At 36.8% G+C, this 25,189-nt stretch carries 22 protein-coding genes and 1 pseudogene; 15 read left to right on the top strand and 8 right to left on the bottom strand.

All coding sequences use genetic code 11. The annotated features are described in order from the left end of the window. Positions 1 to 141 precede the first annotated feature (141 nt). The gene (locus tag C9J35_RS10920; RefSeq protein ID WP_107924528.1) at positions 142 to 1,179 is read left to right on the top strand and encodes a GGDEF domain-containing protein; all 1,038 of its coding nucleotides are present in this window, start codon (positions 142 to 144) and stop codon (positions 1,177 to 1,179) included. Positions 1,180 to 1,226: 47 nt separating this feature from the next. Here the strand turns inward: C9J35_RS10920 and C9J35_RS10915 are convergent, their stop codons facing one another. Then, entirely contained in the window at positions 1,227 to 2,336 is a 1,110-nt protein-coding gene (locus C9J35_RS10915; protein ID WP_235616275.1) for a response regulator, read from the bottom strand. Positions 2,337 to 2,951: 615 nt separating this feature from the next. Here C9J35_RS10915 and C9J35_RS10910 point away from each other — a divergent pair. The 8 genes from C9J35_RS10910 (at position 2,952) to nhaC (ending at position 11,911) form a co-directional block, all read left to right on the top strand. Continuing rightward, complete coding sequence (locus C9J35_RS10910) at positions 2,952 to 3,719, top strand: LysM peptidoglycan-binding and 3D domain-containing protein (protein ID WP_054768607.1); 768 nt, start codon at positions 2,952 to 2,954, stop codon at positions 3,717 to 3,719. Between the two features lie 152 nt (positions 3,720 to 3,871). Further along, entirely contained in the window at positions 3,872 to 4,447 is a 576-nt protein-coding gene (locus C9J35_RS10905) for a superoxide dismutase family protein (protein WP_107924526.1), read from the top strand. A gap of 335 nt (positions 4,448 to 4,782) precedes the next feature. Beyond that, positions 4,783 to 5,799 (top strand): TAXI family TRAP transporter solute-binding subunit, encoded by a 1,017-nt coding sequence (locus C9J35_RS10900; protein WP_107924525.1) that lies wholly within the window; start codon positions 4,783 to 4,785, stop codon positions 5,797 to 5,799. 198 nt (positions 5,800 to 5,997) lie between these two features. Further along, on the top strand, positions 5,998 to 6,513 hold the full coding sequence (locus C9J35_RS10895; RefSeq protein ID WP_107924524.1) for a DUF1850 domain-containing protein: 516 nt from the start codon (positions 5,998 to 6,000) through the stop codon (positions 6,511 to 6,513). After that, positions 6,510 to 8,546, top strand: a complete 2,037-nt coding sequence (locus C9J35_RS10890; protein WP_107924523.1) for a TRAP transporter permease — start codon at positions 6,510 to 6,512, stop codon at positions 8,544 to 8,546. Before C9J35_RS10895 ends, C9J35_RS10890 begins: the two co-directional genes overlap by 4 nt. A 177-nt stretch (positions 8,547 to 8,723) precedes the next feature. Then, positions 8,724 to 8,867 carry a hypothetical protein gene (locus tag C9J35_RS23590; RefSeq protein ID WP_167395952.1) on the top strand — a complete coding sequence of 48 codons (144 nt, stop codon included), beginning with the start codon at positions 8,724 to 8,726 and terminating at the stop codon, positions 8,865 to 8,867. Between the two features lie 255 nt (positions 8,868 to 9,122). Then, a complete protein-coding gene (locus C9J35_RS10885) occupies positions 9,123 to 10,232 on the top strand; it encodes an amidohydrolase (RefSeq protein ID WP_107924522.1) in 1,110 nt (369 codons plus the stop codon). Between the two features lie 230 nt (positions 10,233 to 10,462). Next, positions 10,463 to 11,911 carry a Na+/H+ antiporter NhaC gene (gene nhaC, locus C9J35_RS10880; protein WP_107924542.1) on the top strand — a complete coding sequence of 483 codons (1,449 nt, stop codon included), beginning with the start codon at positions 10,463 to 10,465 and terminating at the stop codon, positions 11,909 to 11,911. Between the two features lie 156 nt (positions 11,912 to 12,067). Here the strand turns inward: nhaC and C9J35_RS10875 are convergent, their stop codons facing one another. Next, the gene (locus C9J35_RS10875) at positions 12,068 to 13,309 is read right to left on the bottom strand and encodes a hypothetical protein (protein WP_107924521.1); all 1,242 of its coding nucleotides are present in this window, start codon (positions 13,307 to 13,309) and stop codon (positions 12,068 to 12,070) included. Between the two features lie 83 nt (positions 13,310 to 13,392). Between C9J35_RS10875 and C9J35_RS10870 the strand changes: the two genes are divergently transcribed. After that, positions 13,393 to 14,505 (top strand): mandelate racemase/muconate lactonizing enzyme family protein, encoded by a 1,113-nt coding sequence (locus C9J35_RS10870; RefSeq protein WP_107924520.1) that lies wholly within the window; start codon positions 13,393 to 13,395, stop codon positions 14,503 to 14,505. A 12-nt stretch (positions 14,506 to 14,517) separates the two neighbouring features. Further along, on the top strand, positions 14,518 to 15,198 hold the full coding sequence (locus C9J35_RS10865) for an N-acetyltransferase (protein ID WP_107924519.1): 681 nt from the start codon (positions 14,518 to 14,520) through the stop codon (positions 15,196 to 15,198). A gap of 117 nt (positions 15,199 to 15,315) precedes the next feature. Here C9J35_RS10865 and C9J35_RS10860 read toward each other — a convergent pair. Next, positions 15,316 to 16,566: pseudogene (locus tag C9J35_RS10860) on the bottom strand (IS3 family transposase); the annotation flags it as partial. A gap of 21 nt (positions 16,567 to 16,587) precedes the next feature. Next, positions 16,588 to 17,298: a Fe-S oxidoreductase gene (locus C9J35_RS10855; RefSeq protein ID WP_107924518.1), complete on the bottom strand. Its 711-nt coding sequence runs from the start codon at positions 17,296 to 17,298 to the stop codon at positions 16,588 to 16,590. Positions 17,299 to 17,517: 219 nt separating this feature from the next. On the opposite strand from C9J35_RS10855, the gene C9J35_RS25060 reads away from it, so the two are divergent. The 3 genes from C9J35_RS25060 to C9J35_RS10845 all read left to right on the top strand — a co-directional run bounded on the left by C9J35_RS25060 (position 17,518) and on the right by C9J35_RS10845 (position 19,610). Then, positions 17,518 to 17,652 (top strand): DUF4395 domain-containing protein, encoded by a 135-nt coding sequence (locus C9J35_RS25060; RefSeq protein WP_438941206.1) that lies wholly within the window; start codon positions 17,518 to 17,520, stop codon positions 17,650 to 17,652. Between the two features lie 162 nt (positions 17,653 to 17,814). After that, entirely contained in the window at positions 17,815 to 17,949 is a 135-nt protein-coding gene (locus C9J35_RS25055; protein WP_438941207.1) for a DUF4395 family protein, read from the top strand. A 341-nt stretch (positions 17,950 to 18,290) separates the two neighbouring features. Further along, positions 18,291 to 19,610 (top strand): hypothetical protein, encoded by a 1,320-nt coding sequence (locus C9J35_RS10845; RefSeq protein WP_107924517.1) that lies wholly within the window; start codon positions 18,291 to 18,293, stop codon positions 19,608 to 19,610. A 118-nt stretch (positions 19,611 to 19,728) separates the two neighbouring features. Here the strand turns inward: C9J35_RS10845 and C9J35_RS10840 are convergent, their stop codons facing one another. From C9J35_RS10840 to C9J35_RS10830, 3 genes are all read right to left on the bottom strand, one after another. Then, on the bottom strand, positions 19,729 to 20,694 hold the full coding sequence (locus C9J35_RS10840) for a DMT family transporter (RefSeq protein WP_107924516.1): 966 nt from the start codon (positions 20,692 to 20,694) through the stop codon (positions 19,729 to 19,731). A 158-nt stretch (positions 20,695 to 20,852) separates the two neighbouring features. Beyond that, positions 20,853 to 22,082: a peptidase T gene (gene pepT, locus C9J35_RS10835; protein WP_107924515.1), complete on the bottom strand. Its 1,230-nt coding sequence runs from the start codon at positions 22,080 to 22,082 to the stop codon at positions 20,853 to 20,855. A gap of 73 nt (positions 22,083 to 22,155) precedes the next feature. After that, positions 22,156 to 22,806 carry a lysoplasmalogenase gene (locus C9J35_RS10830; protein ID WP_107924514.1) on the bottom strand — a complete coding sequence of 217 codons (651 nt, stop codon included), beginning with the start codon at positions 22,804 to 22,806 and terminating at the stop codon, positions 22,156 to 22,158. A gap of 135 nt (positions 22,807 to 22,941) precedes the next feature. Between C9J35_RS10830 and C9J35_RS10825 the strand changes: the two genes are divergently transcribed. Continuing rightward, positions 22,942 to 24,621, top strand: coding sequence for a hypothetical protein (locus C9J35_RS10825; protein ID WP_107924513.1), 1,680 nt, complete (start codon positions 22,942 to 22,944; stop codon positions 24,619 to 24,621). A gap of 48 nt (positions 24,622 to 24,669) precedes the next feature. Here C9J35_RS10825 and C9J35_RS10820 read toward each other — a convergent pair whose 3' ends face one another. Next, positions 24,670 to 25,095: a hypothetical protein gene (locus C9J35_RS10820; protein WP_054768606.1), complete on the bottom strand. Its 426-nt coding sequence runs from the start codon at positions 25,093 to 25,095 to the stop codon at positions 24,670 to 24,672. Positions 25,096 to 25,189: the final 94 nt, after the last annotated feature.

Here is a 25,189-nt window from a genome sequence, read left to right as displayed (position 1 = left end):
GAGGTAATTCTATCACTTGTTAAGTTTTTTTTAAGAGCTATAGCGTATGATGTTGTATTGTATATATAAAATTATATATGAGTTGAAACAAGTATAAAGGGTTTCGCAAAAAAATCGTCTCAATGGGAGAATAGATCTATTGTGTGTAAATTCAAATTCAAATTATCTTTTTTAATCGTTAGTATTGTGATGGTTAGCATACTCGCTACATCTACTATAAGTATTTGGGGCAGCTATCAAAGTTTTAACGAAATACTTATAGAAAATAAACGTGATTTGAAAGAGGTGTATAGAAAGGAAATTTCCAATATAACCAATGATTATGGGCAACTGGAAATGCAAGATTCCGATAATGGTATAGCATCACATGCGGCATTTGAGCAAGCGGCTAACCGTTTTCTCGAAGAAAATACCGTGCCATTTAATGCCCTTTTTAAAAAAATAATATTTCCTTTAGCGCTAGCTTTATTAGTGTCGTTTGTATTAACATTATGGATCGCTGTAAAAATTATTCGACCTCTAAAAGGTCTTGCAACGGGTATAGAGGGAGGGGGGAAAATACAAAATTTAGAGGAAATTGATGGCTGGTATTTGGAAGCGTATCACTTGAAAAATGCAGTATTGAATACGTTAACAGAGTCGAGAAATAGGATAGCTGATTTAACTAAGCAATTAAGGCTAGATTCATTAACAGGTATTCCAAATCGCAGGAGTATGGATCAAGTGTTAAATGAATTATTTACAAATAAAGTACCGCATGCGATTGTTCTGATAGATTTAGATAATTTTAAAAATGTAAACGATACATATGGTCATACAGCGGGTGATGAAGTATTAAAAGCTTTTGCAAAGATCATGCAAGAGAGCGTCAATCAACATGGAGTTTGTTTTCGCTATGGTGGAGAAGAGTTTATGATTATTTTACCATCTACTACGATAGAGGAAGCGGTGGAGGTAGCAGAGAATTTACGTGTTAAACAAGCTTTGGCAGAGAATCTTTTTGGGCATCCAGTTACCTTGTCAGCGGGAATTACTGCATTTTCAACTGCCATAAAAACCCCTAAGCAGTTGATTGCTATAGCTGATCAGGCTTTATATGAGGCTAAAAAATCTGGCCGGAATTGTATTTGTGTGGTTGAGGAATTTTCAGGTGCGACAATTGCAAGAAGACAACTTTAGCAGTAGCTGTCTATGGATAACACCATTTAAAAGACAGCTACTTCTTGTTATTTATTTTTCGAAATAGTATTAAATAGTTCAATGGTATCTAGGTTAGGGAGAATGCCGAGTTCTGTTAACAAGTTGTTTCTAAAAGTATTGTATATTGTTATTGCATTTGCGCGATTATCTACCTCTACATAGTGTTGGATAAGCTGTTGAATGATTTTATCTGAATAAGGACTATAGTCTAAAGATAACAGTAAGGTAAGTTCGCGCTTTTTAAAAGCATGTGTAGCGGTATAATGTTCTACTAAAAAATTTAGTAAGATTGTAAACTGGTTGTTAAAGAAATTTGCTTTACTATTTATCCATGGATAATCTAATGTTGCCATATAATCACCTTGATGATTATCAATAAACGTCTCCGCTTTTTCTATATCTAGCTCCTCAGTTTCCTCTTTTTGTTTTAATAATTGCTCTAAGTCGAGAACATCGCACTGAAATTCCTCTAACTGCAATGTATAGCACCCATTTGCATAATGTAGCACATTTACATAACCTAAAGTAGACAGTGTTGTCCGTAAATAGGAAATGGTAGTATGCAATTGTACTCTAGCCTTTTTATATTCTGTCTCTGCCCATAGTGCATCGATAATGGTATCTCGAGGAATATGGCTATTAAGATGAGAAAACAAAAAGGCAAACAGCTCCTTAGTTTTCACAGTTCGCCAATGAACAATTTTATCATTAAAGGAGACATTAAACCCTCCAAAGCATTGTATTTTGAGTGATGGTTCAATGTGCTGTAATGGAGGCAATTTTTTTTCGTACTGGAAGAGTTCTTGAATTCTATTTATTGTTGTCTCTAATCTAGATTTGGAAATGGGCTTTAATAAATAGTCGAGGGATTGAATTTCAAATGCTTGAACAGCGTAATCTCGGTACGCTGTAACAAAAACGATATAAATATTGTTATGCCATTGTTTTAATAATTGGGCTATTTCTAAGCCGTTCATACCAGGCATTTCAACATCTAAAAATGCTACTTGAATATTCAAAGTTGGTCCCTCGGTAAGCAAATCGTTTAAGGTTGAAAAGGATTTAACGATTTCAATCGTATCAAATTCTTGTAACTTTTTTTCCATGTTAATAAGAGCTAATGGCTCATCGTCCATTATTATTACTCTAATCACAGACGGGCACCAACTTTCAAATGAAATACATATTATTACCAATTCCTCTTTCACTAATGTGCTAATGAAACGAATAGCATTACTTATTGTAAAAGGCTGTATTCATAGTAATAACAACCTAGTTTTTAAATAGAAACATCCATAACTGCTCCTTTATAAGGATGTGTAGTAACTTATGGTTGAGGCATATCTTTTATTCATTAACTGCAACTGCCGAATTTAAGTTAAGTGCATTTTACAGTCCACTCATTTATAAGGTTATTTGTAGTTCCATTAACTGTTGCTCATCATAGCGGCAATATTCATTCCACATTCCTCCTTATCCCTATTATCGGTTAAAAACTACGAGTTTCCAACTTTTACATCCTGATAATAATGGGTAGCTTCGCAAGATTTATTTCCATAAAATTGTTTGAATTGCTAAATATATGATTGATATTGTATATTTTTCCGTTTTTTTAGTAATAATTTGTAATATCAGGTCCATTGTCCTGTGTTGTTTAGTTGTAATCGGAATGCTTGCTTGCATATATGAGCCTAATGCTAATGTGCTAGTAGGAGATTGCAGGAAATAAAAAAATGGAGGTATTACTTAATATGAAAAAACAAGCAATAGCTTTTGCTGTAGCCTTGACACTTGGCGTGAGTATGTTTGCAAGTTCCTCTTCTGCTGAGGGAGTATATAGTGTTAAGATGGGCGACACATTGTGGGGAATCTCGCGGGAATATAATTTAAGCGTAGCTGAGTTGCAAAAATTAAACGAAATTGATTCGATATGGATTTATCCGGATCAGGACTTGAATATCGAGAAAGCCAAGAAAGAAGACTCAACAAAAGATAACCATCTGATTAAAGCCGGCGATACATTGTTTAAACTGGCAAGTACCTATGATGTAACAGTGGCCGAATTAAAACAATGGAATAATCTCTCATCAGATTTGATTTACGTGGGTGAATTATTAGCCATTAAAGCATCAGCGGCAAAGCCAAAAACCGCAGTGAGCACCTACAAGAAACCTGCTGCAACTGCTGCTGCAACCACTAAATCAACGAGCGCACCAGCGAATGCTTCAGGGAAAACATATACAATGCGTGCGACCGCCTATACAGCTTATTGCGAAGGATGCTCGGGCATCACAGCAAACGGGACAGACATACGATCAAACCCCGGACTAAAAGTAATCGCTGTTGATCCACGTGTTATTCCTCTTGGCACAAAGGTTTGGGTTGAAGGATATGGAGAAGCGATCGCGGCTGATACTGGTGGGGCGATTAAAGGTAATAAAATTGATGTCTTCATTCCATCGGATGGACAAGCTCGAAATTGGGGTGTCCGAACAGTTACTGTAAAAATTTTAAATTAGTGTTTGGTAAAAGAGGTATCTCAAAAACTTGGGATACCTCTTTTCTTTGAGAAAAAGGAAAAATCGATGTTGCTTGAGTCTCGAAATCCGTATCTAAATTGCATAAGTATGTGTTGAGATGGGTAACATCAGAATTAAAGGGAGGTATTTTTATGAAAAAAATAACTATATTAATCATGTCGTTAACAGTATTTGTCGGTGGCTGTAATTTTTTTGATAAGAACGAGAAACAAGTAACGGTAAATGCCGACTCAGAATCCAATTCCAATCCAAACTCATCATTAACGGCAACCGCAAAGGTTATTGGTTCGAAAAATGAAAGTTATGGAAATGCATATTTTCAAGAAGAGGATAATGGTGTCATGATGACGTTAGCTTTAACGGGATTACCTTCAGGAACGAAAGGTATTCATATTCATACTGTAGGAAAGTGTGAAGCACCGACGTTTGAATCTGCGGGGGGGCATTTTAACCCAACTAAAAAAGAGCATGGCAAATTGAATCCGAAGGGTTATCATTTAGGAGACTTACCAAACCTAGAAATCGGGGAAGATGGCGTTGTGGATTTAACATTTTTAGCGGAAGGTATCACTTTGCGGAAAAATATGGAAAATTCATTATTTGATGAAGATGGCAGTGCACTTGTCATTCATGAAACAGCCGACGACTATAAAACAGATCCTTCTGGCAATTCTGGGGCAAGAATTGCTTGCGGTGTAATTCAATAATAAAAAACAGCTGTATCAAAAAGGGTTGTATTCCTTTTAGATATAGCTGTTTTTATTTTGAAATAGCTTGAATTAAAAACAAAAACTGGGAGTTGTTTATGCATTTAATATACATTATCGAAATTTAACGTCAAACTTGTTTGTAGAAATTATTTGATTATTACAGATAAATAAAGGGTTAAATAGAATTCCATAAAAGATGTTATAAAATAGAATTTTATGGGTAGGTATAATTATAAAAGACTGAATTTACTATAAATAGATTGACAATATTATACCAAATTTGATAATTTTAAATATATTACTAAATTTATTTTATAGGGGGAAGTTTTGGAATGAAGAACAAGCAATTTAGATTATTAATGCTATTAAGTGCATTAGCGCTATTAATTTTAGCTGCATGTGGATCTGATAGTGGTACCAATTCGAACGATACAGAAAAAGAAGATTCAAATGGTGATTCAGCTACAACTGACAAACCAAAATCTGATATTAAATTTTTAAGTTTATTAACAGGTGGTACACAAGGTACGTATTATGCACTTGGTGGTACATTTGCCGATTTAATTACAACTGAAACAGACATTAAAACGACAGCTGAAGTTTCCCAAGCGTCTGCTGCTAACATGACGGCTTTACAAGAGGGGAAAGGTGAAATTGCATTTGTACAAACAGACATTGCTTATTATGCAACTGAAGGTAAGTTAATGTTCGATGGTAAAAAAATTGATACGATTGCTGCTCTAGGCGCACTTTACCCAGAAACAGTTCAATTAGTAACAACTGAAGCATCAGGTATTAAAACGTACGCGGATTTAAAAGGTAAGAAAGTTTCTGTAGGTGCTCCAGGTTCTGGTACTTATGCAAACGCTGAACAACTACTTGAAATCCATGGTTTAACTATGGATGACATTAAAGCACAAAACTTAGATTTCGGGGAGTCGACAGATGGTCTTCAATCAGGTCAAATTGATGCGGCCTTCATTACAGCTGGTACACCAACAGGTGCTGTTGAAGCGTTAAATGCTACAACAAAAGTAAATATTATTGGTGTAGATGCTGGTAAAGCAGATGAGTTAATTGCGAAATATCCATACTACGCAAAAGATACTGTAGCATCTGGTACCTATGGTATCGGAAGTGCTGTTGAAACTGTTTCTGTTCTTGCCATGCTAGCTGTGAAAAAGGATCTTCCAGAAGATGTTGTATATGCGATGACAAAAGCAATCTATGATAATACTGATAAAATTTCTCATGACAAAGGTCGTCTTATCAAAGCTGAAACTGGTTTAGATGGTATCAGCATTGATATCCATCCTGGCGCTCAAAAGTACTTTGATGAGAAGGAATAATTTACTATAGGTAAGCACATCTGCACTTGCTTACACAATAAGTTTTATAGGTAAGCAGGGCAAGGGGTACCTAGACATTGATAAGATTTATACTTCTTAAACATACAAAGGGGCTCGGATTGCGTAAAGCTTCGAGCCCCTTTTCTTGTGTTAAACGTACGAATAACGAATGGCTTATAAAGTGGGGGAACAGATGTAATGCGACAGAGGGAAATGTTAATAGTAACAGTGCTATTATCTGTAGGTGTTATCGTAATGATGTTTTGTCCTCTTCAAAAGGTATTTGCATTCACTGAAACACGTGTAGAATCTCCCACATTACACTACATACCAGTTGTTACGGACGATACTTTCCGTATTAGATATACACATTCGATTCATAAATCTGATGTGCTTGAGTATTACAAATGTGTCGAAAAAAATCGTATACAAATGCTTGGGATGGAGTATGAGGATTTGGCGATAGGTATGCCAGGCTACGCAGAGGAAAATCAAACGTTAACCCAACGCGACGGTAAATATTATTTGCAATTTGATAATGAAACAATTGAAAACTTTACTATTTACATTGGCGATATAGATTTAGATCTAGTATTGGCATACAAGGATTATGAATATGATTTAAAAAAAGGTTTACAAAGAGGAAAATCCTATTTATTTGAAGTGAAACACATATCTCTTTATGACCAATGGAAAGGAGTTAGGTTGAAATGACTAAAAAACAAGAACCCAACAATGATGTAAAAGTAGAAGAATTTGAACAAATTTCCGTTGAAGAGCAACAAGCAATTCTTGAAAAATATGATATTGAATCGAATGTGCGTACAATATCAGGAATCATGAAGTATGTAATCTTCTATGGTTTGTTAGCATTTTCATTGTTTCAATTGTACACTGCCATATTTGGTCAATATACAGCACCAATTCAGCGTACTGTTCACTTAGGTTTTGGCTTAGCACTGATTTTCTTGTTATTTCCAGCTCGAAAGAAGGCGCCAAAGCATAAAATTGCATGGTTTGATTATATTTTAGCACTATTATCCGTCGTAGTAGGCTCTTATTGGGCACTGAATTATACAGAGCTTGTCAATCGTAACGGTACTATAACGCAATTGGACTTTTTTGTCGGCCTAATTGCTGTGGTATTAGTTCTTGAGGCGGCTAGACGGGCAGTAGGTTTACCAATCACAATTATTGCAGTATGTTTCCTTATATATGCATACTTTGGACCGTACTTCCCGGCATTTATGGCACATCGAGGACAGGATATAGAAAGTATTGTCAACCTTATGTACTTTACGACAGATGGGATTTTAGGTACACCAATTAGTGTATCAGCGACATTCATCTTTGTGTTCTTATTATTCGGGGCTTTTCTTGTAAAAACCGGTGTGGGGCAATACTTCAACGATTTAGCAGTAGCATTTGCGGGGAAATTGATTGGTGGTCCGGCGAAAGTTGCTGTATTCTCAAGTGCCCTTCAAGGAATGATTTCAGGAAGCTCTGTGGCAAATGTTGTTACATCAGGTTCGTATACAATACCGATGATGAAAAAGCTTGGTTATCGAAAAGAGTTTGCAGGTGCTGTTGAGGCAGCTGCTTCTACAGGTGGTCAATTAATGCCGCCGATTATGGGGGCTGCAGCGTTCTTAATGGTAGAATTTATCGGTCGTGGTATTACTTACTGGGATATTGCCAAAGCAGCAGCAATCCCAGCGTTGTTATATTTTACAGGAATTTGGATTATGACGCACTTCGAGGCAAAACGCGTTGGCTTACGAGGTTTACGTGACGACCAAATGCCGAATCGTAGAGAAGTGTTTAAGAAGATTTACTTATTATTACCGATTATTGCTATTATCATTTTAATGTTAACGGGTACGCCTGTTATGCATGCGGCACTATACGGTATTCTTATTTCAATTGGAGTGGCGATGTTTAACAAAGATACACGTTTAAAACCTAAGGATATTATTGATGCATTAGTTGAAGGTGCACGTACAGCACTTGGTGTTGTAGCTGCTACAGCCTGTGCGGGTATTATCGTAGGTGTAGTTGTCAAAACAGGCCTAGGTTTAAGTTTAGCGAATAGCTTAGTAGCTTTAGCTGGAGGTAGTATCATTTTAACACTTGTATTCGTGATGATTGCTTCCTTAATTCTTGGAATGGGTGCACCTACGACAGCAAATTATGTTATTACATCAACAATAGCTGCTCCAGCAATTGTGGCGTTGTTATCACCGAATACACCACAAGAACTAGTGCCAGTTGTTGTCCTATTATCAGCACATTTCTTTGTCTTTTATTTTGGTATTATCGCAGATATAACGCCTCCTGTAGCACTTGCGGCCTTTGCTGCATCTGGTATTTCTGGTGGAGATCCGATTAAAACGGGTGTTAACTCTGCAAAGCTTGCCATTGCAGCTTTTATCATTCCTTATATGATTGTGTTCTCACCTGCGTTACTGATGATTGATACAACGATTCCGCAAATTTTATGGGTAGTATTTACGGCTGTAACGGGCATGGTGTCTATCGGGGCAGGGGTAATAGGGTTCTGGTATCGTAAAATGCTATGGATTGAACGTATTATTGCTATTGCTGCTGGTTTATTACTCATCTATCCAGAGAAATTCTCTGATTGGGCCGGATTAGCAATCTTTATTGTATTGGTAGTTATCCAGTATCTAACACAGCATAAATACGGAGGAAACGGTGATGAAGCTTCAAAGAGTGTAACGGCATAAAAAAGAAAAAATAAGGCGTCTCAGAGGTATATCTGAGACGTTTTTACTTTTTATCTTAAATTGAGATTGAATTCATATTTATTATGCATATAAAGCATTAATCATTGCTTTTCTTTGTAAAATTATTGTATAATTATTTTATCAGAAAATTCAATTAATAAAGAGGGGGGTGGAAAAATGATAAAATTTTTAAACTCAAAATTTGAAACATATCTAATGGATCAAGAGCCTGTTTTTCAAATAAATGATGAAAAAAATGAGGAGCAACTAACAATAGTCCATCATGAAGAATACCCAGAAGGTTTTTTTACAAGTTTATAAAAGATATGGGCTGTGATAAAAGTGAAGAAAACTTTTAACACAGCCTTTCATATTGTGTAAAGTCATTGTTTACCAATAATACTACATAAGAGCATAACATGAGTGAAATTTTTACGAAGATGGCCACCTGCCATGTGGAGCAGTGTGTTGTGAATATGTAAATTATTGAATTTATATGGTACTTAAAGTGTATTTACTTTTCTGAAAAGCTATCATGTATAATGGTGAAGAAAAAAGCTATATAGAGGTGTAGTTATGACAAGTGCAGCAATGCTAGAAGACACAATGTATCAATGGTTTGAACATTTTCATAGTAATCCAGAGGTAAGTTGGAAGGAGTTTGAAACAACTAAAAAAATTGCGTCTATACTAGATGAATTACAGGTAACTTATCGTTTACTAGGTGATGTGCCAGGGCTAATTGCTGAAATTGGTACAGGAGATGAAGTTGTAGCAGTCCGTGCAGATATTGATGCGTTGTGGCAAGAGGTAGATGGTAAATGGCAAGCTAATCATTCGTGTGGTCATGACGCTAATATTACGATGGTACTAGGGTCTTTATTACTACTGAAAGATCGCCCATTGAAGCATCGAGTGCGCTTTATTTTCCAGCCAGCAGAAGAGGTTGGAAATGGTGCTTGCGCAGCCTTTGAGCGTGGAGCAGTTGATGGTGTGTCACATTTGTTTGGTGTTCATTTACGACCTATAGAAGAGCTACCGCTAGGGAAGGTATCGCCTGCAATACATCATGGGGCAGCTTATTTCTTAGATGGAACAATCCGTGGTATTGATGCACACGGTGCAAGACCACATCAAGGAAAAAATGCAATAGATGTCATTATGGCTATCCAACTAATGTTAAACAGTATTCATTTATCACCATTCGAGCCACACTCTGCAAAATTAACGAAGATTGTTGCGGATGGCGGTAGTACAAATATCATTCCCGGAAGTGCTAGTTTTTCAATGGATATTCGTGCTCAACGAAATCATCAACTGGAATTACTGCGTAACCGTATTGAGTTTGGTTTGAAATCGATACAACAGCAATATGAAATTGGTATGGACTGGAAATGGATTGACTTTACACCTGGAGCAGAGGTTTCTTCAATTGCTGCTCAAATGGCAAAAAATGCTATTATTGAAACATTGGGTGAAGGCTATCTAGCTGAAGAAATTACAACGCCTGGCAGTGACGATTTCCATTTCTATACAGTTAAAAAACCTGAATTAAAAGCAACAATGATTGGTATAGGTGCCAATTTAGCGCCAGGATTACATCATCCTAAAATGACGTTCGAACGTAGTGCATTAATTGATGCGTCGAAAGTGCTTGCTTGCGTGTTAGAAAAACATCCCGAATAAAACTTGGTTAGAAAATGGCTGAATGCATAAATATACGACGTTTTGAATTGCTTGTAAAAGCTATTTGGAAACGTTTTTTTTCGCTTTAACAGGCATAATTGCTAGAGAAGCATAAATTTTTTGCGTTGACTTTATATTTTTTGAATATTATGCTAAAAATCGTAAAAAAATATTTGCGTCTTTAAATTTCCAAACTGGTTATTGGTGCAAAAAAAGGGGATGGGATGATGATGAAAAAGGATATTAGTGCAGGATGGGCACTTTTGACTTTTGCTATAATGATTTTTACAATGCTTCTAACAGTAGTTGTATTAGAGCAAAGTCCACATGTACCACTAATTGTGGGAACAACTGTAGCAGCAATTATTGCCAAAAAACATGGTTTCAAGTGGATAGAAATCGAGGAAATGATGTATAAAGGGATTCGTTTAGCATTGCCTGCAATTGTCATCATCATTTTAGTAGGTTTGACAATCGGGGCATGGATCGGTGGCGGAGTTGTTGCCACGATGATCTTTTATGGCTTGAAATTAATTTCTCCGGCATGGTTCTTAGTAACGATAATGCTGTTATGTGCGATTGTTTCGCTAGCAATTGGTAGCTCTTGGTCAACAATGGCGACTATTGGGGTAGCTGGTATGGGTATCGGTTTAAGTATGGGAATCCCAGCAGCCATGATTGCAGGAGCGGTTATTTCTGGTTCATATTTTGGTGATAAGATGTCCCCATTATCTGACACAACAAATCTAGCAGCAGGTCTAACTAATACAGACTTGTTTGATCATATAAAACATATGCTTTATACAACAATACCAGCATTAATCATTGCACTTCTCGCTTTCGGCTTTATGGGCCGAAGCTTTGCGGATATATCGATGAATTCTGAGAAAATAATGACAACACTGGACGTGATGGAAAAAAGTTTTGTGATTTCACCGTGGTTATTGTTAGTCCCTATTGGTGTAATTGTTATGGTTGCTAAAAAGGTACCCGCTATTCCAGCATTAGTTATCGGAATAATCTCAGGATTCTTGCTACAAATTTTCGTACAAGGTGGAACTCCGACAATGGCTGTCCATGCATTGCAAGAAGGATTTGTCATATCCACAGGTAATGAAATGGTGGACGAGCTATTTAATCGTGGCGGCTTAGATTCTATGATGTATACGGTTTCAATGACAATTGTTGCCATGACATTTGGTGGAGTGTTAGAATATTCCGGCATGTTGAAGGCGCTTATGGATGTTGTTATAAAATTTGCAAAATCTACGGGTAGCCTTATTGCTTCAACGATTGCTGCATGTATTACGACTAATGCAACTTGTTCTGAACAATATATTTCTATCGTTGTGCCTTCACGAATGTTTGCTGACGTTTATGAAAAACGCGGCTTGCATTCGAAAAATTTATCTCGTGCATTGGAGGATGGCGGGACGCTGACATCTGTATTCTTCCCGTGGAATACATGTGGAGTATTTATACTTGCAACATTAGGCGTTGGAGCAATGGAATACGCACCATATGCTATCATTAACTTCATTGTTCCAATTATTTCGATTATTTATGGTTATCTCGGTTTTAAAATTGTGAAGTTGACGCCAGAAGAAATAGAAGAAGCTAAGCAGCGCAAGAAAGAATCACAAGATAACGATATTAATAATATGGTGGTAGCAGATTAATTCGGAAATTGATTTCAGAAAAAGTGATGATATGTGAGGTTTGTAGTTAGCCCTAGAAGGGGAGCACAACTTTTCAATCTAAATTTCAAAGTGTTATTCTAGTAAGATAATAGACAAAGGGGCTTGTTATACAGCCCCTTGTCTGATAATTGAATTTTAATAGGTTGCGAAATTCAGTTCATAGATTGTGCGAGGACGACCTTGTTGGTGTGGCATCTCTTCCCCAACTATTTTGGCATAGCCTTGATCAACTAATTTTTTTATGATGCGTTCTGTTGTTCGACGAGAAACTTGTAGATATTCAGAAAGATTATGAGATGTAAACTGCGAAGATTGTCTTTCTCGACTGAAATTTATAATTTTAGAAATATTTAACGGACTTAAATTTGTTTGCTTGGCCAATTGTAAAATGTAAGGATCATTTGTTTTTAAGGATATTTTAGCTTCAGTATTTGGAAAAGGTCCTAATAAGTTTTTATGTTCATCTAGTATATAAATTTCAAAAGGCTTGGCAAATTTTAATGCGTACTTTGCATTTTGAGCTGCTTCAAAAATAGAGTGGCCATAGCCAAATGCGAGCTTAAAAGGGTGTTCTACTTGTTGTATTAGTTTATGCATATTCTCCTTTTCAAAAGCATTTTGTAAATGTCCGGCGGTTGTATAAAGTTCGAAATAATTTGCCGTAATTTGCTTAAAGGTGGAATGTGTAGCGGCCGTAATATGATTTAAAATGTAGATATTGGCTTCGTTATTGTCACTCAGTTCAAGGAGTCCAATTGCAGCTTTGACAGATTCAGACTTTGTTAGTAATGATTGTGATTTTGTTTCTTCTAAGTAGTGGATAATCGAGCTTGTTGCATCCAACATACGCATTGCTGGAATATTCAGATCCTGTAATTCATCAAACACAGTATGAATACTTGTTATGACGAAATCAATATTCTTTTCCTGCCATAATTTAATATGTTTTTGCAAAATAAGATTGGGTGCTTCTGCAATTGAGATAGGGTAGACATATGGTTTTGGTCCGCTATATTCTATATCAGTGAGAACGTTATCTACAAATATAGGATTCATAACATCGATGGAGACTCTGTCTAAAGAGATGGTATGATTGGTTATAAGTGATAATAATGTTGTAGAAATAGCTGTTTCATCTTGTTTCATATAATTCCAAGGAATTGGTAATGTTTTTAGTAATGATTGAACATGGAGATAGGGAAGTGTGCCTCCTAATAAAAGGGCATCACATGGTTTAATTTGCTTCAGCAAAGTTGGGGCATCAGCAGGTTGATTATATAGATAAAATTCTAATTGAATGTCATCTATATTATGTGCGATACTAAGTATACGCTTTTTAAATGCCTCGGAGCATAGTACGGCTATTTTTGTAGACATGAGCATCTTTCCTTTTCTATATTTTTTAAGTAATTAACGACGTATTAACGACAACTATAAATTATACAGGAGTTTGATAGAAAATGAAAATTCAACAAGTAGAAATTTTTGCCATTAATTTACCATTAGTCGAACCATTCATCATTAGTTATGCTACATATGATACAATGCCCTCAATCATTTTGAAAATGACGACTGATACTGGCATCGTAGGGTATGGAGAAGCAGTACCTGATGAGCATGTTACAGGTGAGTCCTGGGAAAGCACTTATGCAGTCTTAAAGCACCAACTAGTACCTGCTATTATAGGGGAAAATCCAATGGCAATCGAAAAAATTCACGATAAAATGGACCAAATTATTAAAAGTGTGCCAGCAGCAAAAGCGGCTATTGATATTGCTTGCTTTGATATTACTGGGAAAGCATTGCAAGTGCCGGTTTATCAACTTTTAGGTGGCCGCTATCATGAGAAATTCCCTATTACGCATGTATTAAGTATTGGAACACCTAAAGAAATGGCTGATGAGGCAGCTAAACGCGTTGAAATGGGATATATGTCTTTTAAAATGAAAGTGGGTACTGAGGTAAAACGCGATGTTGCTCGCATAAAGGAAGTACGTAAACGTGTAGGTGAGGACATTGCTATCCGTGTGGATGTAAACCAAGGATGGAGGAATGCTCCCACAACACTGCAAGGTTTACGCGATTTGAAGGATTTAAATCTAGATTGGTTAGAACAACCTGTAGACAGTGAAGACATAGATGGAATGGTAGAAATAAAGTCAAAATCAGATATCCCTTTAATGATTGATGAAGGCCTTCGAGGGGTACGCGAGATGCGTGAAATTATTGCTAAGCGTGCGGCAGATAAAGTAAATATTAAGTTAATGAAATGTGGTGGCATCTATCCTGCAATGAAACTAGCAGTAATGGCTGAAATGGCAGGTATTGAATGTCAAATAGGATCAATGGTGGAGTCATCTGTCGGCTCAGCAGCAGGTTTCCATGTGGCATTTTCTAAAAAAATTATGACAAGTGTTGAATTAACTGGCCCTCTTAAATTCGCGAAGGACATCGGGAACCTACATTACGATGTACCATTCATTTGTTTAACAGAGAAGCCTGGATTAGGTGTAGACGTAGATGATGAAGTTATTAAAGAATTAAGTGCGTTCTCAACAGTTGTAACAGCCTAAGGAGGCGGCGAAATGGACAAGGTTTATGAAGGAATGCTCGGGGATACGCCGTTTTTTGTTACACAATTACAAAGAAAGCATTTACATGTTATTGAAGAATTGCAACAAGAGGTTTATGAATCATTGCATGATCGAAGTATATTGCAGCCACTAAGTACTGAGGAATTTGAGTATATTTTAAGCGGCAATGGCATGATGATGGGCGCTTATGTGGAGAATGAATTAATTGCCTTCCGAGCGTTATTAAATCCTCCTATTGAGGAAGAACATTTAGGTTATGATTGTGGCATTGCCGAGGATCAATTTCATCGAGTATTATATCAAGAAATATCGAATGTCTCACCGAAATATCAAGGCTTTGGTTTACAAAAAAAGTTAGCAAAAGTTGTGATGAATCATATCGATTTAGCAAGTTATGATTACGTTTGTTCAACAGTCAAACCTTATAATATACCAAGTTTAAAGGATAAATTTTCGCAAGGACTAGTAATAAAGGGTTTAAAGATTAAGTATGTTGATAAATTACGCTATATCTTTTATAAAGATTTACACCACGAACAACCTATCTTTAGTGAAAAAAAATCTCTGCCGATGGGGGATACAAATGGACAACAAATTCTATTAAAGCAGGGCTACTTAGGAACATCGATATATGAAGAACAACATGATTGGTTCGTTGTTTATGAAAAATAGCATCAGGCACAGAGTAGTAAATTGTTGAATGTCTAAGTGCCATTATTCATGTTGGTTGCTAAGATAAACAAAAAACCTTACCTTTGAAGTGACCCCTAAAAGTTAGACACGGTTATTTCAGGCAGCTTGGGTAAAATGAGTTCGGTATTGCACCGGACTCATTTTTAATTTTGCCTTAATCCGTTTCGTATTATAGTAATTGATATATTTTTCTAATGCTATTTTAAAATGCTCGATACTTTCAAATTCCTTCATGTAAAGGAATTCAGATTTCATTATTCCAAAGAAATTTTCCATAACAGCGTTGTCGTAACAGTTTCCTTTACAAGACATACTTTGAACAATCCCTCTTGATTCTAAGACGCGACGATATTTCTTCATTTGATAGTGCCAGCCTTGATTGGAATGCATAAGTGGCTGGTGGTGCTCAGGTAAACGTTCCAACGCTTTGTCCAACATGTCTGAAACAAGTGAATAGGTTGGTCTAGAGCCAATTGTATACGTGATAATTTCTCCATTAAATAAATCTAATACGGGTGATAAATATAGCTTTTCTCCGAATAATTTAAACTCTGTGAGATCCGTTACCCATTTTTCATGAGGTGCCTCAGTCGTAAAATGACAGTCTAAAATGTTTGGCGCAATTTTGCCAACTTTTCCTTTAAGATTTATATTTTTTCATACGTACAACACACTTTAAACTCAGTTCTTTCATGATTCGTTGCACTTTTTTATGATTTACTTTTTGCCCACGATTCGCTAGCTCGTCACGAATACGACGATAGCCATAACGCCCTTCATGTTCTTCAAAAATCGCCTTTATTTCTGCTTTTAAATCGGCATCTGGATCTGGTCGATTCATACGTTGTACTAAATCATAGTACGTACTTCGTGGAATGCCAGCGAGTTTTACAAGTGCTTTCACCGAATATTTATGCCTTAACGCATAGACTGCTTGTGCTTTGTCCTTGTTTTGAACTAAGGCATTCAACTTTTTTAAATACTCATTTTCCATTTCTAGTTGTTTAATACGTGCTTCAAGCGCTTCGGTAGAACCTTCAATTGGTGCTTGTTTCGATTGTTTATTGAATTCTTTTTTCATGGATGGACGCCCCTTTTTCTTTGATTGAAGGCACTAATTGTTGAAGGGGCAGGTATCTTAAAAATCGCTGCCGTTTCGATTAAGGACGTACCATTTTCAATCATAAAATTTAGTACATCCATTTTAAACTTTAGTGTGTAATTTGTATATGGCTGAATAAAAGCTCCAACACCATTGTATTCATATTGCTTAACCCATTTAAAAATTGCCTTTTTATCAGCCCCCAAAGATTTAGCTATTTTATTAGCACTTTCATTTCCTTTTAATGTGAGGGTAAGGTTTTTTTATCATTTTTTAAGTGGACAAAAACCGCATGCCATTAAACCAGGGATGTCTTTAGAAAAGCAACAGGATTTACGTACAGGTATATTTACTAAGTTAGTTGGACTTTGGCCGCCCGTATACTCAGCCCACCATGATTTTTGGGAGAAGCGAGACCATGTTTTAGGATTCTCTAATATTTCAATATCCTCCATAGCTTGATCAGCGAGACCTGGATTAGACAACAACATATGATAATGCCACAACAAATACCCGAAGAAATTCTCCCAAATTGTCAGCGGAGATATCGATGTTACTTTACGTAGCTGTTGTACAATGACATGCCCATCATACAGAATCTTCTCAATGACCGCCTGACGTTCATCCTCATTCACATAACGCCAATCGTTTGGATTAACAAACGTAGCGACGGTAAAACTATTAAATTCTTTTGCTGCATCAAAACGAATCTCGATTGGCTTACCATCCCAAACCTCGTCATACGCTGCAAGCATGTACAGTTGCATGGCGAAAAACATACCGTAACGGCGAGAGAAGTGGGAAATAGCTGCGGTTTCGGTTGCAGCATCTGTAATGCCCATCATTAGGTTTAAAAAATCAGTGTGGTAAAAGTCTTTATGTATATCAGCCAATGTAAATAATGTGCGCTTAGGCTCTGTTGTATATATACTGTAGGAATTTAGTTGTCTAACTTGATCCATCGTTAAAGCTGGCATTGTCATCACCTTTTCTTTTTCACTTTATTCTATAAGAGACGTCCGGACTATAAGGCCTCTGGTAGTAGCGCTCAGAGCTTTACTGACCTCCGAATACAATGAATATCGGTACGTCAATGATGATTCTCTCTTCTTAATTATAAATTATTCATTTTTGCTTCACAAATAGTATGATGTGTAGTAAAATGCATTAAACATATCTGAAAGGTGGGTTTTAGATTGTCACAGCCAAATGCAATTCCAAGACCGCTTGTTCAACTTAATCAGTGGACAATTCTTTTGAGTGTCATCCTGACTTGGACCACAGGGCATGCTTGGATATTAGCGATTCCTTTGGTAGCAAATTTACTTTGAGTAATATGCAATTTTAATCTAATTATTCGATTTGGAAAGTTATTTTTGAAAAAGGCTCCATCTGCGTATATTCCAGCGGATGCACAGCAACAAAAATTCAATTCGAGTATTGCAAGCTCTTGTTTAGCGGGTGGATTTATAGCATTCCTTTTACATTGACAAATAGTAGGCTATGTTTTTACAGTAATGGTCGCTATTGCTTCAGCAGTGGCAATTGCAGGCTTTTGTATCGGTTGTTTTTTATATTTTCAAGTGAAGCAATGGCAGTATCGACGCACGCTTAAAAAGGCATTGTAAATCATTTGAGAAAATACTTAAAAAAATTTTCAGATAGTTGTTGACATTTTAATTGATAATGATTATCATTATCGTATAAAGATTATTCCTCTTCTACAAAACGAGTGTAGAGAGGATGGACTTTAGCTACTTTTCTCCAGAAGTTTGCTAGTTCATGAAAACGCTCCTAAAACCCCCCTCATTTTTTGGGAACGTGAAAATCTCAGAGCGACTTATGCCTATATGGATAAGTCGCTCTTTTTTTGATTGTCTTTAGAAAGGGTATTAGTTAATCAGTAACAGGCTGGGTATAGTATAATAAAAAATGGGAATTCAATTTAGAACTAAGTGGGGGGAAGTAAATGAAGAAATATTTTTTCACATTCCTCGTAGTTATCGCCTTTTTAACAAACCCATCATCCTCTAAAGCGGAAGTACAGTGGGACGGGGCACAAATTGTCAAGGGGCAAACGGGGAAAATGACCTTTACAAAAGATGTAAAAGTGTACAAGAAGAATGCAAACGGTACGTTTAGCTCGATGACAGTCAAGCGCAACAACTATTTCAGAGTTTATAATATCGAAAAGTATAAAAATAAAACATTTTATTGGATGAGCTCGGGTTATCGTGTACAAGCAACGGATTTAGTTGTTTTTAAGAAAGTACCTTTGAATATCCGCGCTTCTTTTTACGATAATCCCGGCTATATTAACATCAGTCGTCAAGACAATGACTATATCTATGGAACACATTATTTCGATGGTTCTGAATATAGAGGCCCTAGGTATAATCTTTCTATTGGTGAAAATTTATACTACGAATATCTTCGAACTGATGGGCTTACAGAAAAGAGCTATCTTGATGCCACAGATATTCGCATTGCCGAAACAGCCAAAAGAGATGAGGGACTCTATAAGCTAACAGCTGATGTACAGCATTTAAGAGGTCCAATAGCTGGAGGAAGCGCAGGGGGGAAGTATTCAAAAGGAACTGTCTTTCAATCGTTAGGACTTGAAATAAATGGATATCTTAGAGTGCAAGTGCTTGGAACATGGGGGGAAGACTTTATTTTTACATATATTCCTGTAGCATTGCTCCAACCTGTGCAAACTCAAGGGAAACGATATATTCGATATGGGGTTATTGGTGAAGGTAACAGAGAGCAAAAAGAGCTAAAGCGTTTTGATGAAGTGTCGTTATTGACAGAAAAAAATGCCACAGCTTGGATTGAGATAGGTGGGGAAACATATCACGTACCGAAAAAAGCTCTAGCTACCATCAGACCGAACAAATCACCGATTATTACAACGTCTTTCTTGCCAAACGATACACTTCAGCAGTTAGTGTATGGGAATACGGTTTATAAGAAAATGACCAATAATCGCTTTGAAGCGCAGAAAGAAAATCGAATCATTGACTATCATGAAACAGAACAAACCTTTAATTATGAAATGGATGGTACCAAATATATATTTGAAAAGCCAGTTACAGAAGGCTCGAAAGTGACTATAATGAGGCATGGAATGAAAGAAGAGGAATTTGTTCGTGCCATTCATTACACATTCACAATAACACCAGCAGGTACGTTTAATAATGTTGTGGAAATATCCTCGGTTGAATTTTTCGCACCAGGCTATGGTTTAATCGATGGATATAGCGCCCGACTAATGTCTTATAAATAATATATCCGTTGCTTTTTTGAGTGAAGGGCGGAAATCTTAATAATAGAAAAACAGGTGAGGGAAAACAATTCGTTTTTCCTCACCTGTTTGATTTTAGGGACTGATTGGACGGTCCTTTTTAATCTAAAGATAATGATTGTTCGGTGGAATTCCTTTTACCGAGTAGCATTGTATAGTAGCTATGCAATAGCATACCGACAATGATGACACCGAGTCCGGCAAGTGCAATAGGATCTGGGAAGGCAATTCCTAACAAGAGTACCTCACCGATAATCACAAAAATAATTTCTGTGGATTGTGTCGCTTCCACAGCGGCCAGTTTGCCTTGATGATCGCGTACACGGTCTGTGGCAATGAAAAATAGAATGGTAGCAATGACACCTGAACTAATACCGACTAATAAGCATTGTAGAACTTGGGCTTTTGATGGGAGTCCAACAGTTACGATTGCATAAAACGCCATTACAATCCATGCTGGCATTGATGCAATCGTCATGCCAAGCACGCGTTGAAACGTATCAATTCTTCCACCACAAATGTCCATCATTTTACGATTGCCAAGTGGATAAGCGAATGCTGCTACTACGACTGGTAAAATGCCGAGCATCAGGTTTTTTAAAGGAACGGATTGAGCCTGAGGTACTTGAATCAACAAAATGCCGACTAGAATGATACATGATATTAGTAATGAAATTAACGGGATTTTTTGACGTACAGTTTTCCCAGCGATTACTGACACAAAGAGAGGAGCAAGTAGGACTCCTGCAACAATCGTGAATTGCCATGTACCAGAAACGAGCCAGCCTGGCCCAAATGCTGCTGCAAATGTGAGAGGTGCATAAAATAACACGAAGCCAATAAAACTCCAAAGAAGCCATGCTATAGGCTGTGTTTTCATCTCAGTTGTAAGCTGTGAAAAGCCCTTTCGATAGAAGACGATAACAAGTAAAAATGGCACCATGAAGAAGTACCTTAATGATGCACTCCACAGCCAACTACCTCCTTGCATCTCCATCGCGTGATTCAAAATAAATGTTACAGCAAAAAAAAGAGAAGCTAAAATGCCTAATGCAATTTCTTTCATAACAATTTCACCCCAATTTGAGTTTAACACGCTAACTACTTATGTAATGAGAAAATTCAGTTATTAACATTGAAAAAATTACGAAGAAAGTCGTAAAACCTTCTCCGTAAAGAAAAATTATGTTGTTACTGTTTTAAACAGCCAGCAAAAAGGGTAGTTTATTTACCTTGCTGTTCAAAAAGTTGGACAATTTCAATAATAACTTGCGAAGCTTTCTCCATTGTTTCCGCTGATACATATTCGAACTTACCATGCATATTTTCGCCACCTGCAAAAATATTTGGCGTAGGTAAGCCCATATAAGAAAGTTGTGAACCATCAGTACCTCCACGAATCGGTAGAGTATTAGCTTCAATATCTAATTTTTCCATTGCCGTACGTGCGATGTCAACGATTTCTTTTACAGGCTCAATTTTTTCACCCATATTATAGTATTGATCTTCAATAGTGATAGTGAGTGCATTTTCACCATATTGTGCTTGAATTTTAGCTGCCGCATCAAGCATTATTTGTTTTTTCGTTTCAAATTTTTGGCGGTCATGGTCACGTACGATATAGGAAAGCTCTGTATGTTCAATAGCGCCTTTGAAGTTCATTAAGTGGATGAAGCCTTCATAACCCTCTGTTTTTTCAGGTACTGCATCAGTAGGCATTTCGTTTTGGAAGGCGATGGCCATTGTGATGGAATTGACCATTTTATTTTTTGCCGAGCCTGGATGTACACTCGTTCCTTTTGTAATAACCTTTACACCTGCTGCATTAAAGCTTTCATATTGAAGCTCACCAAGTGGTCCGCCATCCATTGTATAAGCATAATCTGCACCAAATGCTGCAACATCAAATTTATGCGGGCCACGGCCAATCTCCTCATCAGGAGTGAAGGCTACACGTAATTTCCCGTGCTTAATTGTAGGGTTTTTCACTAAGTATTCCATTGCTGTCATAATTTCGGCGATGCCAGCCTTATCATCGGCTCCCAACAGCGTTGTTCCATCTGTTGTGATAAGTGTTTGCCCCATGTAATTTTTTAGTTCAGGGAAATCCACTGGAGACATGACTAGGTTTTCATTTAATCGGATGTCACCACCATCATAATTATCGATACGCTGAGGAAGAACATTTGTGCCTGTAAAATCAGTAGCTGTATCCACATGCGCTAAGAAGCCGATTGTCGGAACATCTTTATCCGTATTGGCTTCTAGTGTTGCAAATAAATAGCCATTATCATCTAATGTAATATCGGTTAAACCGATTGTTGCGAGCTCTTCTTTAAGTACATGTAATAAGTCAAACTGCTTTTGTGTGGAAGGCGTTGTTTCACTTGTAAAGTCTGATTGTGTATCAATTTTAGCGTAGCGGATTAAACGTTCAATTACTTGTTCTTTCATTGCAATGGCCTCCTAATGGTATATGTCGTGCCAGGCACTCAAACAATTCTGAATTGTTTGAGTGCCTGGCACCTTATTGTATCACTTTACTTCGGATTTCGGAATATTGAAGAATACTTAGTGCAATTAGCAATTGCGCACTATAATATGTCAGCATGATAACTTCGTGTGAAAATGGTAAAGGCATAACGAATTTATTAATGGCCAAATAAGAATCTGATGCAATAAATAGCATAGCACCAATAGTTGCAAAAGTTGAGCCGGTACGAATAGATGTCCAACCCATCATTAATATTACTGAAATATAGGCAAGGACAGCAATGCTTAGCACTGTTTCGCCGGATTGAAAGACTGTACTAGCAATCCAAATGGCCATACTTAAGCCATATACAAGAAGCAAAATTCTCGCCGATACCGGCACCTTTCGTGTGTTTGTGCCTGCAAACGCAAAGATATAAAAAATATGCCCAATTAAAAAACTTGTTAAGCCAAACAAAAACCAACGTAGCGTATAGTCACCGATCATACAAAAAATAAGACCAATAATGATGAGCATTTGATACTTTTTAGTGTGTAATACTTTTTGCGTAGCGGCCAATAAAATAATTAAAATCATGGGAATGACTTTAAATATGAGTTTCATACTCTCCGTAATATGGGAAAAGAAAAAAATATAGTAAAGGCCGAGCACAGTAATACAAGTAATTATTAACTTTTTAGCCATGTTTCCAACTCCTTTCACTTGAAATTCTCTTTTTATGTTAAAATTCCTTTGTTTCTATAATATTTTTATGATTGAAACTTTTGCGTTATGTAATCGTAAATAAGTAAGACAGTAAGTGAAGAGAGGGTGAATGGAATGACCAAGCTATTAATAGCCTCAGCAGTCATTGCACTAATTGCGAGTGTTTTATTAACGCCGCTTATAACAAAAAAGCGAGAAGATGGTCAGTCGAAGAAGGTTATCGGATATTTTTTTATTGGAGCCTTTATTCTAGGATTTTTAGCGACTGGTATTACACTGTATGTAACAAAAATTGATGTAAACTGGCTTGTCTTTTGGCCAGCAATCATTTTATTAACATTAGGTGGTGCTCTCTTAGCGAGTGGCATCGAACGAAAAATTAAAGGAACTTTATTTTTGGCAAGTCTAGTTGTTGCAGTATATGTATTATCAGCTCCTTTATGGAATGCAAATGATAAATTCAAATCTGCGGAAATGAAGGAAGAGGTTGAAATTAAACCTTTCGATGAAACACAAACACCTGCTAGTGTGCCGCCAAAGTTTGTCCGTAATAAAATGAAAAAAGCGTTTGGGCAAGTACCAAACACAAGTTATTATGAGTTGGGACGTTTACAAATTCAAAAGGTAAATGGTGAGTATGTTTATATCGCACCAGTTGAATTTTCTGGTTTCTTTAAATGGATGAATGGCGATACGACGCCTGGCTACTTTACAATGAGTGCTACTGACTCCGCAGATAATCCAAAGTTTGTTGCACAAGAAATGAAATACATTCCTTCAGCTTATTTAAATGCTAATTTAGAACGTCATATGCGTTTACAACATCCATTCCTAATTTTTTACGGGGATGTCCAGCTTGAAGTTGATGACGATGGTAAGCCTTACTATATTCGCTCCTACGGAGAATTTATTTCAGCACGCAATGGCTTTGACGTGCAAGGGATAGTGTTGGTTGATGCATTATCCGGAAAATCAGAGGTTGTGAAGTTAGCGGATGTTCCAGAATTTATAGATGGGGCAGTATCACCTGAAACAGTAAGTCTACAAAATAGCTACTTTGGTAAATATGTTCATGGTTATTGGAATAGTATGTTTGGGAAAAAAGATGTGAAGCTACCTTCAGATGAAGGGACAGAGTCAAATGTCAGCCCGATTTTCGATGAAGCTGGCGACATGTATTACTTCACTGACTTTACAAGTCCAAAAGAGGGTGTTGACTCGATGCTAGGTTACTCGTTAACGAACGCGAGAACAGGGCAAGCTACTTATTACACGGGTAATCAAGATGCTTCTTATATGGATTCTCAAGGGGCATTGCAAATTATTGAAAAGAAATTTATTGAGAAGAAATGGACAGGTGAAATGCCTGTATTGTATAACTTCTACGGTGAAGCAAGCTGGCTAACAGCGGTACTCGATGCGAATGGTTTCCTACAAAACTACTTCATCGTATCAGCAGCAAACCCTGAAATTTCAGCCTTTGCCACAACGCCAAAAGAAGCGTTGAAATTATATAAAACGGCGCTTAACCGTGGTGGAAGCTCGGTCGAAGGTAGTTCAAATGCAGAGGAAAAAGATACAAGTGGGAAAGTGTTGCGCGTTCACAAAGAACGATTAGGCGACTTTACGCTAGTTTCGTTTTTACTGGATAATGGTGAAAACTATTTAGTCAGTGCAGAGACAGAACCACTTGCGATTTATTTACAAGCAGGTGATGAAGTAATTCTGACGTATGGAGATACAGGCGAGCAATTCTTACCAGTTCGCACATTAATTATTAAAGGCCTTCAATAATCAAAAAGACGATCAGCGCAATGAAATTAGTTGCAATGATCGTCTTTTTTATACAGTTTGTGAATGAATGTAATAAAGCATCTTTTCATGGTGGTTCTTAAAAAGTGTTGAGGCATGATCATTTAATGCTAAAATTTCTTGAATATAGCCTTGAAGCAGTTGATTTTCATATTCGAATGAATGAGCTGTTTCGTTATGTAAAATATGCTCTAATAAGAGGGCATGTAATACAACGACTTCTAGATTTTGTGTATTCGTGATGAATTTTAAATTTAGTATGGACGTATGAGACACGAATTGATCGACATAATCCACTGCATCTTTATAAATAGATAAGTCAATTTGAGGTTCAAGTCGTTTTCTTAATAGCGTACATTCATTATTTAAGTCTTGAATTTTTAAAAATAAACCTCTTATACTTCTTTTATGTTGCTGTTCTAAGGTACGTGCAAGATGTTTATTGACATAGGACATTTGAACAAACTCCCTTCGATATAGAGCACCTTGTATTAATAGTAATGGAATTGTTGGAAAAGGGAAGAGTCTTTTCGTTTAATCTGTACCATAA

It is taken from the genome of Lysinibacillus parviboronicapiens, from assembly GCF_003049575.1.
GTDB lineage: Bacteria > Bacillota > Bacilli > Bacillales_A > Planococcaceae > Lysinibacillus > Lysinibacillus parviboronicapiens.
The sequence above is the reverse complement of the archived record's forward strand: the minus strand, read 5'-3'. Positions and strand labels throughout refer to the sequence as shown.

What these genes read in the sequence shown, in the direction of transcription:
- C9J35_RS10915 (WP_235616275.1), bottom strand. Translation starts at nt 2,336, where the DNA reads ATGGACGATGAGCCATTAGCTCTTATTAACATGGAAAAAAAGTTACAA.
- C9J35_RS10910 (WP_054768607.1), top strand. Translation starts at nt 2,952, where the DNA reads ATGAAAAAACAAGCAATAGCTTTTGCTGTAGCCTTGACACTTGGCGTG.
- C9J35_RS10905 (WP_107924526.1), top strand. Translation starts at nt 3,872, where the DNA reads ATGAAAAAAATAACTATATTAATCATGTCGTTAACAGTATTTGTCGGT.
- C9J35_RS10900 (WP_107924525.1), top strand. Translation starts at nt 4,783, where the DNA reads ATGAAGAACAAGCAATTTAGATTATTAATGCTATTAAGTGCATTAGCG.
- C9J35_RS10895 (WP_107924524.1), top strand. Translation starts at nt 5,998, where the DNA reads ATGCGACAGAGGGAAATGTTAATAGTAACAGTGCTATTATCTGTAGGT.
- C9J35_RS10890 (WP_107924523.1), top strand. Translation starts at nt 6,510, where the DNA reads ATGACTAAAAAACAAGAACCCAACAATGATGTAAAAGTAGAAGAATTT.
- C9J35_RS23590 (WP_167395952.1), top strand. Translation starts at nt 8,724, where the DNA reads ATGATAAAATTTTTAAACTCAAAATTTGAAACATATCTAATGGATCAA.
- C9J35_RS10885 (WP_107924522.1), top strand. Translation starts at nt 9,123, where the DNA reads ATGACAAGTGCAGCAATGCTAGAAGACACAATGTATCAATGGTTTGAA.
- nhaC (WP_107924542.1), top strand. Translation starts at nt 10,463, where the DNA reads ATGAAAAAGGATATTAGTGCAGGATGGGCACTTTTGACTTTTGCTATA.
- C9J35_RS10875 (WP_107924521.1), bottom strand. Translation starts at nt 13,309, where the DNA reads ATGTCTACAAAAATAGCCGTACTATGCTCCGAGGCATTTAAAAAGCGT.
- C9J35_RS10870 (WP_107924520.1), top strand. Translation starts at nt 13,393, where the DNA reads ATGAAAATTCAACAAGTAGAAATTTTTGCCATTAATTTACCATTAGTC.
- C9J35_RS10865 (WP_107924519.1), top strand. Translation starts at nt 14,518, where the DNA reads ATGGACAAGGTTTATGAAGGAATGCTCGGGGATACGCCGTTTTTTGTT.
- C9J35_RS10855 (WP_107924518.1), bottom strand. Translation starts at nt 17,298, where the DNA reads ATGCCAGCTTTAACGATGGATCAAGTTAGACAACTAAATTCCTACAGT.
- C9J35_RS10845 (WP_107924517.1), top strand. Translation starts at nt 18,291, where the DNA reads ATGAAGAAATATTTTTTCACATTCCTCGTAGTTATCGCCTTTTTAACA.
- C9J35_RS10840 (WP_107924516.1), bottom strand. Translation starts at nt 20,694, where the DNA reads ATGAAAGAAATTGCATTAGGCATTTTAGCTTCTCTTTTTTTTGCTGTA.
- pepT (WP_107924515.1), bottom strand. Translation starts at nt 22,082, where the DNA reads ATGAAAGAACAAGTAATTGAACGTTTAATCCGCTACGCTAAAATTGAT.
- C9J35_RS10830 (WP_107924514.1), bottom strand. Translation starts at nt 22,806, where the DNA reads ATGGCTAAAAAGTTAATAATTACTTGTATTACTGTGCTCGGCCTTTAC.
- C9J35_RS10825 (WP_107924513.1), top strand. Translation starts at nt 22,942, where the DNA reads ATGACCAAGCTATTAATAGCCTCAGCAGTCATTGCACTAATTGCGAGT.
- C9J35_RS10820 (WP_054768606.1), bottom strand. Translation starts at nt 25,095, where the DNA reads ATGTCCTATGTCAATAAACATCTTGCACGTACCTTAGAACAGCAACAT.